Here is a 14,840-nt window from a genome sequence, read left to right as displayed (position 1 = left end):
GGGAATGAAAATGGGCATTGATGTGGACATCATATTTAAAATAGCGGGTGTAGGGCTAGTAGTGGCATTTCTTCACACGATACTCGATCAGGTTGGGAAGAAGGAATATGCCCAGTGGGTGACACTTTTCGGATTCATCTATATTTTATTCATGGTAGCTTCTGTAGTAGAGGATTTATTTCAAAAAATTAAATCTGTATTTCTATTTCAGTAAGGGAGGGATTCGCGATTGAAATCATAAAAATCGTGGCCATTGCCCTAGTTGCCACCTTCTTGGCACTGATCGTCAAAGAGCAAAAACCAAATTTAGCATTCCTGCTTGTCGTTTTTGTAGGATGTTCCATTTTTCTTTTTTTAGCTGACAAAATATACGAAATTATTTTAATGTTAGAAAAAATTGCGGTTAATGCAAATGTAAATACCGTGTATCTAGAGACCATCTTAAAAATAATCGGAATTGCCTATATTGCAGAATTCGCTTCTCAAATTACAAAAGATGCAGGGCAAGGTTCCCTCGCTTCCAAAATAGAATTAAGCGGAAAAATCTTGATACTTGCCATGGCGATTCCGATTTTAACGGTCATTATCGAAACGATTATACAGATGCTCCCAAGTTAACGGATTACTCCTACTAGTCAATGAGGTGAATGTATGAAGCAGCGGATGCCTTACTTATCCATTCTATTCGTTTTACTCTTTTTTTTGCATGCATCTATTGGACAAGCTGCCGAAAATCCTGAAAATGGTGAAATCGAACAAGAGCCCATCATGCAGTCCGAGCTGGTACAAGCCCAAATAGAAAGGCTGGGTGTCGATGAGCTCAAACAATATTGGGATGACATCGTTACGGAATATGGAGGATTTCTACCGGAAAGCCAGAAAGGGAGCTTTATGGACTTCGTAAGCGGCGACAAGAAATTTTCCTTTGAGCAATGGATGAAGGGAATGACAAAATTCATTTTTCATGAACTGCTCGTGAATGGAAAGCTGCTGGGATCACTCATTTTATTAACCGTTTTCAGCATGTTCCTCCAGTCTTTGCAGAATGCGTTCGAGCAAAGCTCCGTGAGTAAGGTCGCTTATGCAATCGTTTATATGGTGCTGATCATTTTGGCTCTTAACAGTTTTCATGTGGCGATTGAATATACAAAAGATACGATAGATTTGATGATTTCCTTTTTAATGGCACTCATCCCTTTACTCTTGGCATTGATAGCTGCTTCAGGGGGACTTGTATCGGCAGCTTTCTTTCATCCGGTTTTGATGTTTTTGATGAATACAAGCGGTATCTTGATCCAGTTTGTCGTCCTTCCGTTATTATTCTTTGCAGCGATTTTAAGCATTGTCAGTACGCTGACGGAACATTACAAAGTGACACAGCTGGCACAGCTTCTCCGTAATTTTGCTATCGGTATCCTTGGGGCTTTCATGACCATATTTCTTGGTGTGATATCCGTTCAGGGGGCATCATCTGCTGTAGCTGACGGAGTGACGATCAGGACGGCCAAATTCGTGACAGGTAACTTTATACCGGTAATAGGGCGCATGTTTACCGATGCAACGGATACGGTCATAAGTGCCTCCGTTCTATTGAAGAATACAGTCGGCTTGTCTGGCGTCATCATACTCTTGCTCATTACCACGTTTCCCGCCATAAAAATCCTGATGATTTCTTTTGTCTATAAATTGGCAGCGAGCCTTTTGCAGCCGCTTGGCGGAGGACCTGTAATAAAATGCCTAGACATTATTAGTAAAAGCATGATTTATATTTTCGCTGCATTGGCCATTGTCTCACTCATGTTTTTTTTAAGTATCACGGTAATTATCGCCTCTGGAAACATTACCTTGATGGTTCGTTAGAAAGGAGGAGGGCTTGGTGAGTTTTTTAGCTGGCTGGGTATCCAACATCATCATATTTGTATTGCTGGCTACTGTGATCGATATGCTTCTTCCGAATTCGGCTTTACAGAAGTATGCCAAAATGGTAATCGGACTTTTACTGATTGCGATCATCATCACTCCTATATTGGGATTATTCAATAAGGACTTCGACGAAATCCTCTCTGCGGCTACTAGTGAATTTGAGGATCAGAAAAAAAAAGATTTAGGAAATTTGACAGAAATGAAGAAAAAAGAAATACAAGCAGCACAGGGTGCATATATTTTAGAACAAATGGCTGTCCAATTACAGACAGAAGTGGAAGAGGAGCTGATGGTGGATTATAACATGAAGATTAGTTCAATTGATGTAGGGGTCAAGAATGAGGAAGAACCTGGTGTTGATGATCTGCAGAACATAACCATCTCATTGGAAAAGGCAGAAGGGAAAGAAAACTCGGAGATAGAGGCAGTAGCGAAGGTTGATATTAATGCAGATAGCCCATCCACTTCAAATGATGCCAATCTGGATGCTGTCAAAAGGTTTCTGGCAACAAGTTGGTCCGTTGATGAAGAGATCATTGAAATCGCCGGGGAAAGGAAGTGACTGAGTATTGAACAAAGACAAAGGTCCATTATCCTGGCTGCAAAAACTATTAAATAAAGACCCTGACCAAAAAGAGCCTAAGGAAAAAAAACCTTCCCTGTATGTCTATGCTCTAATAGTTGTCCTTTTGGGATCGGGAATCATGATGGCCGGGAATTTGTTAACCACCAACCAGACGGGACAAACATCTGAAGTGACGACTGTATTCAATAATGATAAACAGCAGGATGATGAAGAGGATGTTGAAACATTCGGTCAGAAGAAATCAGAATTCAAGACTACAAAAGACTATGAAATATATCTACAGAATGAAATGAAGGAAGCGCTTGAATCCATTGCAGGTGTCAAGGATGTAAAAGTCGTAATCTACGTCGATGCATCCGAGAAGAAAGTATATGAACGAAACAAAGTCACCCAAAAACAAGTCACCGAAGAAACCGACCAGGAAGGCGGCAAAAGGACGGTCGAAGACACATCGGTTGATGAACAGCTCGTTTTGGTCAAGAGCGGTGAGAAAGAAGGACCGATCATTTCGGAAACGAAAAAACCTAGTGTACGAGGAGTCCTGGTAGTCGCAAAAGGGGCCGAAAACATTCAAATAAAGAAGTGGATCATCGAGGCTGTCACACGCTCACTTGATGTACCGAGTCATAGGGTTTCTGTCATGCCTAAAAAATAAGGGGGAAAATCTACATGTTATTAAAAAAACAAACCGTTTGGTTATTGACTATGCTAAGTTTGGTCGTTGTGCTTTCAGTCTATTATTTAACCGCTCCGGAAGAAAATGCCGCCGATATGACGTCAACAGAGCAAATGGAAAAGGAAGAAAATAAAACTGAAAGCAAAACAGAGAACAAAGCGGATACAAAAGGGGAAACTAAAAGTGAAAAAGAAACGTCCAAAAATACAGAAGGTTCCTCTGTAACCATTGCATCTGGAGATGAGTTCGAATCTTTAAGGATGCAGATTGAAGATGAACGGGCGAAGCTGAATGAAGAATTGACTGCAAAGATGGGCAACACAGAATTATCAGCTGAAGAACGAGACGAGGCTTATGCAAAAATCGAACAATTAAGTGAAACGAAAGTAAAAGAAAATATCATCGAAAACTTAATTGTTGCCATGGATTACAATGCCGCACTGGTCAGGGTGGACGGAACGGATGTAAAGGTGAGTGTCAAGGCCGATAAACAAACGAAAACAGAGGCTAATAACATTATCCGCCTCGTAAGGAAAGAAGTGAGCGATGCGCAAAATGTAGTGGTCGATTTCCAACCGGAAAAGTGATGACACATACAGAACGCTGATACAGAACAGTGCAACATCCAAAAAATTAGAAAGCCCTCCTTAATAAAAAAAGGGAGGCTTTTTATTATGATTTTTTTAAATAGCTTAAACCGGGAAACTTTAGAGGAAAAGTTTTTTTATGTCAATTGATATCAGGAACTCAAATAGAATCGGTGATAATGATCCACCGAAATATTCTAGAAAAGTAATTATAGTGGATATTATTGCTGATTTTCTACGAATGAAATGCAAAATTCAAGAGAAAGCGTTAAGGTGCCCCAGTTGAAAAATATTCACAATATTATAATAAAGGTGTAATATAAAAGTATGGATAACAAGTTACAACTAATCTATCATTGAATTTGTATAAGCTAATATTGTATGATGTTAGAAGCTGGTCATAAACTTTTCAATTCTCTAAGGGAAACAATATTTTGAGAAAGTGAAATATCTGTTATAATACAGATGAGGTTTGTATTCAGTTTATTCGCATTCGCATAAAGAAAGCGGCTACTTTGTGCAGTATTGGACAAAGTAGGATAAGCTAAGGGTAAGGTTACATAAAATATTATTGCCTCACAAACTCATATTAAATTAGACAAGGGGTGCCACAAAATGAAAGTGCAAGAAATTCGTGAAATTATTAAGCTAGTCGATCAATCAAATATCAGTGAATTCGTTTTTGAAAATGAAGGAACGAAAATTAAATTGAAAAAAACTGAAACGGGTACAGTATTACACCAAGCAGCAGCTCCAGCAGTTGTTCAAACCAATGCAGCTGTAGAGGTCAAGCCCGCAGCGGCCCCTGCCCCTGAAGTGCCGAAAGCTGTTGAACCTGCAAAACCGGCTGCAGCAGACACTGAAAATTTACATAAAATCACTTCTCCGATGGTTGGGACATTCTACCAATCTCCTGCACCGGATTCACCTGCATACGTAAAAACAGGCGATAAAGTAACGGGGGATTCCATCGTCTGCATCGTGGAAGCCATGAAGCTTTTCAATGAAATTGAAGCCGAAGTAAGCGGTGAAATCGTTGAAGTCCTTGTAAAAGAAGGCCAGCTTGTAGAATATGGTCAACCATTATTTTTAGTAAAGCCGGAATGAGGAGCTGTTTCTAAATGATTAAAAAGGTATTAATTGCCAATCGCGGGGAAATTGCTGTCCGAATCATCCGGGCATGCAAGGAATTAGGAATCGAGACTGTTGCGGTCTATTCAGAAGCTGATAAAGAAGCATTACATGTCCAGCTTGCGGATGAAGCATATTGCATCGGTCCTAAATTATCAAAAGACAGTTATTTAAATACAACGAACATTATCAGCACAGCCAAGAAAACCGGATCCGATGCGATTCACCCAGGATATGGCTTCCTTGCTGAAAATGCTGACTTTGCTGAGCTATGCCGTGAATGCAATATCATTTTCATCGGTCCTAGCCCCGAAGCTATCAATAAAATGGGAACAAAGGACGTAGCAAGGGAAACCATGCGTAAAGCTGGTGTACCGATCGTTCCAGGTTCTAAAGGCATAATCAAGGATACGGATGAGGGTGTAGCTTTAGCTAATGAAATGGGCTATCCAGTCATCATCAAAGCTACTGCCGGCGGGGGCGGTAAAGGTATCCGCGTCGCAAGGACGGAAGAAGAGCTAATTAAAGGCATTAACATCACACAACAGGAAGCCGCGACGGCATTTGGGAATCCAGGCGTGTATATTGAAAAGTTCATCGAGGACTTCCGACACGTTGAAATACAGGTCATGGCAGATAATCATGGCAATGCCATCCATTTAGGTGAGCGTGATTGTACGGTCCAGCGACGTTTGCAAAAGCTTGTTGAAGAAACCCCTTCACCGGCATTGGATGGTGAAACACGTGCGGAAATGGGGCAGGCTGCAGTAACGGCAGCACTTGCCGTTAATTATTCAGGTGCCGGAACAGTAGAATTTATTTATGACTATGTGAATAGAAAATACTACTTTATGGAAATGAATACACGTATCCAGGTTGAACACCCTGTTACAGAAATGGTAACGGGCGTGGATTTGATTAAAGAACAGATCAAAGTTGCTTCAGGCAGCAAACTATCGCTTTCGCAAGAGGATGTCACTTATAACGGATGGTCTATCGAATGCCGGATCAATGCTGAAAATCCAGAAAAGAATTTCATGCCTTCCGCAGGTAAGATTCAAATGTATTTACCGCCAGGCGGCTACGGAGTTCGTGTTGATTCCGCGGCATACCCTGGGTACTCGATACCGCCGTATTACGATTCCATGATCGCTAAATTGATTGTCCATGCACCTACTAGGGAAGAGGCAATCGAAAAGATGAAACGCGCCTTAGGTGAGTTTGTCATTGAAGGGATCAGTACCACAATTCCTTTCCATATTAAGTTACTTCAGCATGAACAATTTGTTTCCGGAGAATTTAATACCAAATTCCTTGAAATATATGATGTAATGAACTCATAATGTAAAGGAAGACAGGAGGTGCTTTTGAATGAGTGAAATGGAAGGCCAATTACTCGAAATGAATGATTATAATAGTGGGCTGGGCAAAGTGGAGATCGCACCTGAGGTAATAGAGGTGATTGCGGGTATCGCTGCATCGGAAGTTGAAGGTGTTGCACATATGCGCGGGAATTTCGCCACGGGTGTGGTTGAAAAGCTTGGGAAAAAGAACCACGGTAAAGGTGTTAAAGTGGACTTAACGGGAGAATCCATCAAAGTCGAACTTTATTGTGTCATGAAGTTTGGTGTTTCAATTCCGAAAGTTGCTCAGGAAGTGCAAGATAACATTCGTGAAGCTTTGTTGAATATGACCGCTATCGACGCGGGCGAAGTGAACATTCATGTAGTGGGCATTGCGTTTGAAAACGCTAAACAAGAAGCGGATTACGAACAAGAAGTGTAAGTGGCTTCATTCGATTCGCACCTGCAAAAACCCGGCAAAAGCCGGGTTTTTGTTTTTTTGAATGTTAACTCCAGATACCCCGTTTTTGAGGCCTGCTTATAATATTAAATTTAAATGAACATAATAAGGCGGTGTCTGGAAGTTTCCCTTTAATTCAAGGGTGATTTCTGTTAGAGTGTAAAAGGTGAAATATGAGCATGAAAGCTAGGCATGAGCTTTTTGACACTTTCAAAAAGTATGGGACTGTGTTGGCCGTTTAATTCCGAATGTAATCTTGTATTGTTATCCTGAATCAAGATATTTGAGTCTTTTGGCCTTAATTTTAGTGGGATTTAGCTTATTTTTTTAATAATATAGCGAAAATCTTAATATTTTTGAAAAAATGTTATTTAATGTTCGTTTGTTCTAGCATTTTCATATATAATAGTAGATGTTAAAGGAGTAAGATTATGAAAAGAAGAGAAGCCCGTGAAAAATCCCTTCAAGCACTATATCAAATAGATATTGCCAACTCGAATGCAGAAGAAGCAATGGAAAGCGTACTGGATGGTGCTCCTACTGATGAATACTTCAAGAAATTAGTAATGGGGATAACGGAAAATCGTGAACAAATTGATGGAATGATCAGGGACAATTTAGAGAATTGGACGTTGGAAAGACTGGCGAACATTGATCGGAATTTACTGCGTATCGCGGTTTATGAAATGATTCACAGTGAAGATGTTCCTGTAAGTGTTGCAATGAATGAAGCTATTGAAATTGCTAAGAAATTCGGTGATGATCAATCGAGCAGCTTTGTAAATGCCGTTTTATCCAAAGTAAAGGTGAAAAGCGGCAGCTAAAGCTGCAGCCTTGAGCAAGGATTCTCTCAGCAATTTCTTTAGCAAAATTAACTTGGGAGGAATAAACACATGTCAGCTCAAATCATTAATGGTAAAGAAATTGCAGAGTCAGTTAGGCAGGAAATCAGTAAGGAAGTTCAACAGTTACGTGAAAAAAATATCGTTCCAGGTTTGGCTGTAATCCTGGTGGGTGACAATCAAGCATCACAAACCTATGTGCGCAATAAGCAAAAGGCCTGTGAGGACTTGGGCATGCATTCCGTATTAATTAAAAAGCCTGCGGAGCTCTCTCAGGAGGAATTAATTCAGAGCATTGCTGAATTAAACCAGGATGACAGCATTCATGGTATATTGGTGCAGCTGCCATTGCCTGGACATATTCAGGAAAAAGCGATCATTGAAGCGATTTCCCCTGAAAAGGATGTAGATGGTTTCCACCCGATTAATATTGGGCGGATGATGACGGGACAGGATGCATTTTTACCTTGTACCCCATACGGCGTCATGGTGATGCTTGAGTATATCGACTATGACCTTGAAGGTAAGCATGTTGTCATCGTAGGGAGAAGTAATATCGTCGGAAAACCAGCCGGACAATTGTTCTTGAATGCAAATGCAACCGTTACTTACTGTCATTCACGGACAAAGGATCTTGCATATTATACCAAGCAAGCCGATGTCGTTGTGGCAGCTGTCGGAAAGAGGGACACGATCACGAGTGACCATATTAAAGAAGGCGCAGTCGTCATTGACGTCGGAATGAACAGGAATGATGAAGGGAAGCTTTGCGGTGATGTGGCGTTTGATGAAGTGAAAAATAAGGCTTCATACATTACACCTGTTCCTAAAGGCGTTGGTCCCATGACGATTACGATGCTTATGAAGAATACGGTCAAATCTGCTCAAAAAGCACTTGAACTGAACAAGCAAGCATTAAAAAGCTGAAAAAAACGTTAAATTATTTTAAAGAAGCGGACCTCTTGTTTTATAATAACGGGAGACCGCTTTTTTTCCATTCATGGATCCATAGGTGAGTTTTCTTTAAATCCGATTTCAATCGGAAGGAGACATTATATGAGCAACCAACAATATTTGAGTGTGTCGGCTTTAACTAAGTACATCAAAAGGAAATTCGATGCCGACCCCCATTTGCAAAATGTATACATAAAAGGTGAAATTTCGAATTTTAAACAACATACAAGCGGACATATGTATTTTACTTTAAAGGATGAGAAGGCCCGACTTCTTTCCGTTATGTTTGCCGCCAATAATAAAGGGATGAAATTCCTGCCCGAAAATGGTATGAAGGTACTTGTTAAGGGCGATATATCATTATATGAAGCTGGGGGACAGTATCAGCTTTATGTGAAAAGCATGGCCCCTGATGGTGTGGGGGATTTGTATCTTGCTTATGAACAGCTGAAGAAAAAGCTGGAGGCGGCAGGTTTGTTTTTGGCCGAACATAAGAAGCCGATCCCACAGTACCCTAAGTCTGTAGGAGTCATAACATCCCCGACCGGAGCTGCATTAAGAGATATCCTTATAACCATCAAGCGGAGATATCCAATCGCCAGGATTATCGTTTATCCGGCACTTGTACAAGGGAATAATGCCGCTAAATCGATTGCCAAGGCAATTTCAATGGCTAACGCAAGGGCGGAAAGTGATGTTCTCATTGTTGGAAGGGGCGGCGGGTCGATCGAGGAGCTATGGGCCTTTAATGAGGAGATAGTGGCTGAATCGATTTATGATTCCGATATACCGGTAATTTCTGCTGTCGGTCACGAAACCGATTTTACAATTGCTGATTTTGTCGCCGATATGCGTGCTCCTACACCGACTGGTGCAGCGGAGTTAGCGGTTCCTCACTTAAATGAAATACTCGAACGCCTGATGAACCGCAAAAATCGGTTGACCCGCTCCATTCAAGAAGCGGTCAATTTTGAACGAACCCGTTTGACCAGGATGGAGAGGTCTTATGCTTTCCGTTATCCGCATAAAATGTATGAACAGAAGCTGGAACAGCTAGACAAGACGATGGACAGGCTAGGGAGGACCAGCACGCGATATTTCATGAAAAAGAGAGATGAGCTGAATCAGCTGAACGAAATTCTGAAAAAGCAGCATCCTGAACAAGCGGTGAAAAATGCGAAAGATGAATTGCAGCAGCATGCAAAGGTTTTACGTAGGGCCATGGAAGCCATCTATCGGCAAAAATCACAGCAATTCGTTCATATTACAGCCACTTTGTCTGCCCTCAGTCCACTAAAAATCATGGAACGGGGCTATGGATTGGTTTTTGCTGAAGATGAGACATTAGTGAAAAGTACACAGCAAGTATCCAAAGGGGATAAGATAGCGGTTTCGATTAAAGATGGAACCCTTGAATGTGAAATTAAAGAAATAAAGGAGCGGATTGAACCATGACAAAAAAACAAGAAGCTACATTTGAAGAAGCGATGGAGAATCTCGAAAAAATTGTGGAACAGTTGGAAGAAGGCGATGTGCCCTTGGAAGAAGCCATCTCCATATATAAACAAGGAATGGATTTATCAAGGCTTTGCCATTCAAAGCTTAAGGCTGTTGAAGATCAGTTGACTCAAATTTTACGCGAAGATGGGGAACTTGAAAACTTCGCTGTACAGGAGGAAGAATGACATGGGTACGGCGTCCTTTGAAATGTTTTCTAAAGAATATAAAACGGTTATAGAACGGGAAATCGTAGAATATGTCAATAAACTTAAAGCACCGGCAGTGGTCAAAGAAGCCATGATCTATTCGCTGGAGGCAGGGGGTAAACGGATTCGCCCGTTATTGGTCTTTGCGGTTCTGGAGGCCTTTGGGAAAAGCTTGAGGATCGGGATACCTGCAGCGGCTGCCATTGAAATGATCCATACATATTCTTTGATTCATGATGATCTTCCAGCGATGGATGATGATGATCTCCGCCGCGGAAAACCGACTAACCATAAAGTGTTCGGTGAAGCGGTTGCAATATTGGCAGGTGACGCGCTTCTTACATACAGCTTTCAATTGGTGACGGATATGATCGATCCCGAGGTGACGGCTGAAATGAAGCTGAACCTTGTAAGTGAAATTGCGAAGTCTGCCGGAGCCGAAGGAATGGTTGGAGGTCAAGTTGCCGATATGGAAGGTGAAAATAAACAGCTGACCCTTCAGGAATTGGAGTATATCCATGAACATAAAACAGGGAAGTTATTGAATGCAAGCATCCTTTCCGGTGCTATATTATCCGGAGCGAATGAAGAACAGCAACTCCATTTACGTGACTTTGCATACCACCTGGGGCTTGCATTTCAAATTCGGGATGATATTCTGGATATTGAAGGGTCCGTCGAGTTGATCGGCAAGCCGGTTGGCAGTGATGTGGGTAATCATAAAAGCACATATCCTTCTTTACTTACGCTTCAAGGGGCAAAGGAAAAGTTGGAGCATCATATAGAACTTGCCCATGCCGCTTTAGGAAAAACAACCCTACAAACGGGTTTGTTGAATGAACTAACCGATTTAATAGCGAACCGTAACCATTGATTGAGCTAAATTTGTTATCAATTGAGGTTTTATGGTATACTCATTGTGCAAAAATATGTGAAAATCATAATGAATTTTTTAATTGAGATACGTGATAAAATAGGTATATTAAGCCGCCGAAATCACCTGGGTGTTGGCGGCTATTTTTTAACTTAAAACCAATTTTTCGGTCAAGTCCCCCATAGCCCTCTTTCATGAGGCTTTGTTTATGCTTACAACCGAAAATGACAGAAAGTGAGTGGTCCTGTTTGGATCTTCTATCTATAAAAGACCCTTCTTTTTTGAAGAAGATGAATAATGAAGAACTTGTCGAGTTAAGTGTGGAAGTACGTAAATTCCTTGTGGAAAAATTATCGGTGACAGGTGGGCATATTGGTCCGAATTTAGGTGTCGTCGAGTTGACTATAGCCTTGCATAAAGAATTCGACAGTCCGAATGATAAAATTTTATGGGATGTCGGACACCAATCCTATGTCCATAAGATCCTGACTGGCAGAGCAGGGGAGTTCGATACCTTAAAGAAATACAAAGGTCTTTGCGGTTTTCCTAAAATGATTGAAAGCCCCCATGATGTTTGGGAAACCGGTCACAGTTCGACTTCCCTTTCAGCTGCAATGGGAATGGCGGCTGCCCGTGATATCAAAGGTGAAAACAGTTTTATTTTGCCAGTGATCGGGGACGGTGCCCTAACAGGCGGAATGGCGCTTGAAGCGTTAAATCATATCGGTGATGAAAAAAAGGACATGATCGTTATCCTGAATGATAATGAAATGTCCATAGCCCCTAACGTAGGTGCCCTGCACACGATATTGGGAAGATTGCGTACAGCAGGCAAATATAACTGGGCAAAAGATGAATTGGAGCTGCTTTTGAAAAAAATCCCTGCAGTCGGTGGCAAACTTGCAGCTACAGCTGAACGCCTGAAGGATAGCATGAAGTACTTATTGGTTTCAGGAATCTTTTTCGAGGAGCTCGGTTTCACATACCTAGGACCAGTGGATGGTCATAATTATGAAGAATTGCTGGAGAATTTAAGATATGCCAAGAAAACGAAGGGACCTGTACTGCTGCATGTCATCACGAAAAAAGGCAAGGGCTATTCACCTGCCGAGCTGGATACAACAGGAAACTGGCATGGGACAGGCCCATACAAAATCGAGACAGGCGATTTCGTGAAATCCCCTAGTAAAGGTCCTGCTTGGAGCGCTCTTGTAAGCGATACTGTCAGCAGGCTAGCCCGTGACGATGAACGGATTGTCGCGATTACACCTGCAATGCCCGTAGGTTCGAAATTGGTGGGCTTTTCCCAAGAGTTTCCAGGGCGTTTCTATGATGTAGGGATTGCCGAGCAGCATGCTGCAACTTTTGCAGCCGGATTGGCAACTCAAAAAATGAAACCTTTCCTGGCTATATATTCAACATTCCTGCAAAGGGCTTATGACCAGGTGGTGCATGATATCTGCCGTCAGAATTTGAACGTATTCATCGGGATCGACCGTGCCGGATTGGTTGGCTCCGATGGTGAAACGCATCAAGGCGTTTTCGACATTGCTTTCTTACGCCATGTACCGAATATGGTATTGATGATGCCGAAAGATGAAAACGAAGGTCAGCATATGGTCAATACGGCCTTAAACTATAATGATGGTCCGATTGCTATGCGTTTCCCTCGTGGGAATGGTTGGGGAGTTGTGATGGATACTGAATTACAGCAGATTCCAATCGGTTCGTGGGAAGTTCTTAAAGAAGGAACGGATGCCGCCATCTTAACGTTCGGTACAACGATTCCGATGGCTCTTGAAGCGGCAGAACTGCTCGAGAAAGAGGATTATTCAGTTAAGGTGATCAATGCCCGCTTCATTAAGCCTTTGGATGAGAACATGCTAAGCAGTCTCCTTGGTGAAAAAATGCCGATTTTGACAATAGAAGAAGCGGTTCTTCAAGGTGGTTTTGGTAGTTCAGTACTTGAATATGCCCATGATCAAGGATTTTATGGGGCAATTATAGATCGAATGGGGATACCTGATTATTTCATTGAACATGGAAGTGTCGATGAACTGCTTGAAGAAATCGGTTTAACGACTGAGACCGCGATCAAAAAGATTAAAATGATAACACCCAAAAAAGAAAAAAGGGCCTGACAATATGAAAGTGATGAAAGAAAGAGTAGATGTATTACTTGTAGAACAAGGCTTGGCCGATACACGTGAAAAAGCGAAGCGTATGGTCATGGCAGGCCTTGTCTACGCGAATGAAGAAAGGTACGAAAAACCGGGGGAAAAAGTGCCGGTCGATCTCGAATTCACGATCAAAGGAAAAGTCATGCCTTACGTTTCAAGAGGCGGTCTTAAACTTGAGAAGGCATTAAGGGAATTCGATTTACAAGTGAATGGAAAAGTACTGCTTGATATCGGTTCATCGACTGGTGGGTTCACGGATTGTGCGTTGCAAAATGGCGCTCTCATGTCATATGCGCTTGATGTGGGCTATAATCAACTTGCCTGGAAGCTCAGGCAGGATGAGCGGGTTAAGGTAATGGAACGAACCAATTTCCGTTATGTTACACCCGCCGATCTCGATGGGGAGATGCCAAACTTTGCAAGCATTGATGTTTCTTTCATCTCGCTTACGTTAATTTTACCTGTGCTAAAGACCTTGCTCGTCCCGAATAGTGATGTCGTTGCATTGGTTAAACCGCAATTCGAAGCTGGAAAGGATCAAGTGGGTAAAAAGGGGATTGTTCGCGATCCCAAAATTCATAAACAAGTATTGGATAAGATCATTTCTTTTTCTATAAAGGAAGGCTATGATATTAAGGATGCCTCCTTCTCACCGATTACAGGCGGTGATGGGAATATTGAATTCTTACTTCATTTACACTGGCAAGGGTCGAAGGATGATGGAGCGATATTGCTTTCGAAAACGGTTGATGACATCGTTGGAGAGGCCCATGCTCAATTTAAAAAAGAATAGTTAGTACTTGTATGGGCTCCTTTGGCTGAATGGTTGGCTAAAGGAGCTTTTTAACTTTACATTGTGGTCATCCCATTGAATCATTTAAGGGTGCATACATAAAATAGGTACGTACAAAAAATAGACTTGTATTCATTTTTAGAGAAAAAGTTGTACAATTGCATAAAAATCCGATAACATTAATATTAGCCACTTTCTAAAGCGGCCTATTTGCACGTACTGAAGATAACGAGCAATCCCATATTGGGGCAGCTTGCTTAAGTGAAAAATGAAAGTGATACCAATTACCATTAATATGAGCAACAGTTGAGAAGAGGTGCTTCTACTTATGAATAAAGGACAACGACATATAAAAATAAGGGACATCATAACGAATAATGATATCGAAACCCAGGATGAGTTAGTTGAAGAATTGAAATTAGCTGGATACAATGTAACTCAAGCTACTGTTTCAAGGGATATTAAAGAGCTTCACCTTGTAAAGGTTCCATTGACGGATGGAAGGTATAAATACAGTCTGCCGGCCGACCAGCGCTTCAATCCACTTCAAAAATTAAAGAGAATCCTTGTCGATGCATTTGTACGCATTGACTCAGCCAACAATTTACTGGTTATGAAGATGCTCCCAGGTAATGCCCAGGCAATCTGCGCATTGATTGATAATTTAAATTGGCAAGAAATACTCGGGACGATCGGCGGCGACGATACTTGTTTGATTATCTGCCGTTCTGAGGAAGATGCAAAGATCATTTCCGGCAAATTCTTGGACATGCTCTAATAATGTT

At 41.5% G+C, this 14,840-nt stretch carries 17 protein-coding genes; all 17 read left to right on the top strand.

Translation table 11 applies throughout. From position 1 onward, the window contains the following. Nucleotides 1-10 precede the first annotated feature (10 nt). The gene (gene spoIIIAC / locus LQ188_RS12935; RefSeq protein WP_034308319.1) at nucleotides 11-214 is read left to right on the top strand and encodes a stage III sporulation protein AC; all 204 of its coding nucleotides are present in this window, start codon (nucleotides 11-13) and stop codon (nucleotides 212-214) included. Nucleotides 215-237: 23 nt separating this feature from the next. Further along, nucleotides 238-618 (top strand): stage III sporulation protein AD, encoded by a 381-nt coding sequence (gene spoIIIAD / locus LQ188_RS12930; protein ID WP_230177096.1) that lies wholly within the window; start codon nucleotides 238-240, stop codon nucleotides 616-618. Between the two features lie 33 nt (nucleotides 619-651). Then, nucleotides 652-1,860: a stage III sporulation protein AE gene (spoIIIAE, locus tag LQ188_RS12925; protein WP_101222534.1), complete on the top strand. Its 1,209-nt coding sequence runs from the start codon at nucleotides 652-654 to the stop codon at nucleotides 1,858-1,860. 16 nt (nucleotides 1,861-1,876) lie between these two features. Continuing rightward, on the top strand, nucleotides 1,877-2,485 hold the full coding sequence (spoIIIAF, locus tag LQ188_RS12920) for a stage III sporulation protein AF (RefSeq protein ID WP_101222533.1): 609 nt from the start codon (nucleotides 1,877-1,879) through the stop codon (nucleotides 2,483-2,485). A gap of 7 nt (nucleotides 2,486-2,492) precedes the next feature. After that, the gene (spoIIIAG, locus tag LQ188_RS12915) at nucleotides 2,493-3,164 is read left to right on the top strand and encodes a stage III sporulation protein AG (RefSeq protein ID WP_230177003.1); all 672 of its coding nucleotides are present in this window, start codon (nucleotides 2,493-2,495) and stop codon (nucleotides 3,162-3,164) included. A gap of 14 nt (nucleotides 3,165-3,178) precedes the next feature. Further along, entirely contained in the window at nucleotides 3,179-3,772 is a 594-nt protein-coding gene (locus LQ188_RS12910) for a SpoIIIAH-like family protein (protein ID WP_230177002.1), read from the top strand. Nucleotides 3,773-4,387: 615 nt separating this feature from the next. After that, a complete protein-coding gene (gene accB, locus LQ188_RS12905) occupies nucleotides 4,388-4,879 on the top strand; it encodes an acetyl-CoA carboxylase biotin carboxyl carrier protein (protein ID WP_101222530.1) in 492 nt (163 codons plus the stop codon). A gap of 14 nt (nucleotides 4,880-4,893) precedes the next feature. Next, complete coding sequence (accC, locus tag LQ188_RS12900) at nucleotides 4,894-6,246, top strand: acetyl-CoA carboxylase biotin carboxylase subunit (RefSeq protein ID WP_101222529.1); 1,353 nt, start codon at nucleotides 4,894-4,896, stop codon at nucleotides 6,244-6,246. Between the two features lie 28 nt (nucleotides 6,247-6,274). After that, nucleotides 6,275-6,688, top strand: coding sequence for an Asp23/Gls24 family envelope stress response protein (locus tag LQ188_RS12895; RefSeq protein ID WP_034308298.1), 414 nt, complete (start codon nucleotides 6,275-6,277; stop codon nucleotides 6,686-6,688). A gap of 449 nt (nucleotides 6,689-7,137) precedes the next feature. Continuing rightward, nucleotides 7,138-7,530, top strand: coding sequence for a transcription antitermination factor NusB (gene nusB / locus LQ188_RS12890; RefSeq protein WP_101222528.1), 393 nt, complete (start codon nucleotides 7,138-7,140; stop codon nucleotides 7,528-7,530). A gap of 69 nt (nucleotides 7,531-7,599) precedes the next feature. Then, nucleotides 7,600-8,475 carry a bifunctional methylenetetrahydrofolate dehydrogenase/methenyltetrahydrofolate cyclohydrolase FolD gene (gene folD / locus LQ188_RS12885; protein ID WP_101222527.1) on the top strand — a complete coding sequence of 292 codons (876 nt, stop codon included), beginning with the start codon at nucleotides 7,600-7,602 and terminating at the stop codon, nucleotides 8,473-8,475. A 129-nt stretch (nucleotides 8,476-8,604) separates the two neighbouring features. Further along, nucleotides 8,605-9,957: an exodeoxyribonuclease VII large subunit gene (gene xseA, locus LQ188_RS12880; RefSeq protein WP_101222526.1), complete on the top strand. Its 1,353-nt coding sequence runs from the start codon at nucleotides 8,605-8,607 to the stop codon at nucleotides 9,955-9,957. Continuing rightward, the gene (locus tag LQ188_RS12875; RefSeq protein WP_034308286.1) at nucleotides 9,954-10,187 is read left to right on the top strand and encodes an exodeoxyribonuclease VII small subunit; all 234 of its coding nucleotides are present in this window, start codon (nucleotides 9,954-9,956) and stop codon (nucleotides 10,185-10,187) included. The genes xseA and LQ188_RS12875 overlap by 4 nt, the downstream gene beginning before the upstream one ends. 1 nt (nucleotide 10,188) lies before the next feature. Further along, complete coding sequence (locus LQ188_RS12870) at nucleotides 10,189-11,082, top strand: polyprenyl synthetase family protein (RefSeq protein ID WP_230177001.1); 894 nt, start codon at nucleotides 10,189-10,191, stop codon at nucleotides 11,080-11,082. 248 nt (nucleotides 11,083-11,330) lie between these two features. Next, on the top strand, nucleotides 11,331-13,223 hold the full coding sequence (dxs, locus tag LQ188_RS12865) for a 1-deoxy-D-xylulose-5-phosphate synthase (RefSeq protein ID WP_230177000.1): 1,893 nt from the start codon (nucleotides 11,331-11,333) through the stop codon (nucleotides 13,221-13,223). A gap of 4 nt (nucleotides 13,224-13,227) precedes the next feature. Continuing rightward, nucleotides 13,228-14,055, top strand: a complete 828-nt coding sequence (locus LQ188_RS12860) for a TlyA family RNA methyltransferase (RefSeq protein ID WP_230176999.1) — start codon at nucleotides 13,228-13,230, stop codon at nucleotides 14,053-14,055. Between the two features lie 328 nt (nucleotides 14,056-14,383). Beyond that, nucleotides 14,384-14,833 carry a transcriptional regulator ArgR gene (argR, locus tag LQ188_RS12855; RefSeq protein ID WP_034308279.1) on the top strand — a complete coding sequence of 150 codons (450 nt, stop codon included), beginning with the start codon at nucleotides 14,384-14,386 and terminating at the stop codon, nucleotides 14,831-14,833. Nucleotides 14,834-14,840: the final 7 nt, after the last annotated feature.

It is taken from the genome of Peribacillus sp. Bi134 (assembly GCF_918698065.1).
Taxonomy (GTDB): domain Bacteria; phylum Bacillota; class Bacilli; order Bacillales; family DSM-1321; genus Peribacillus.
Note: the sequence above shows the minus strand (reverse complement) of the source record. Positions and strands in the feature narration are given on the sequence as shown.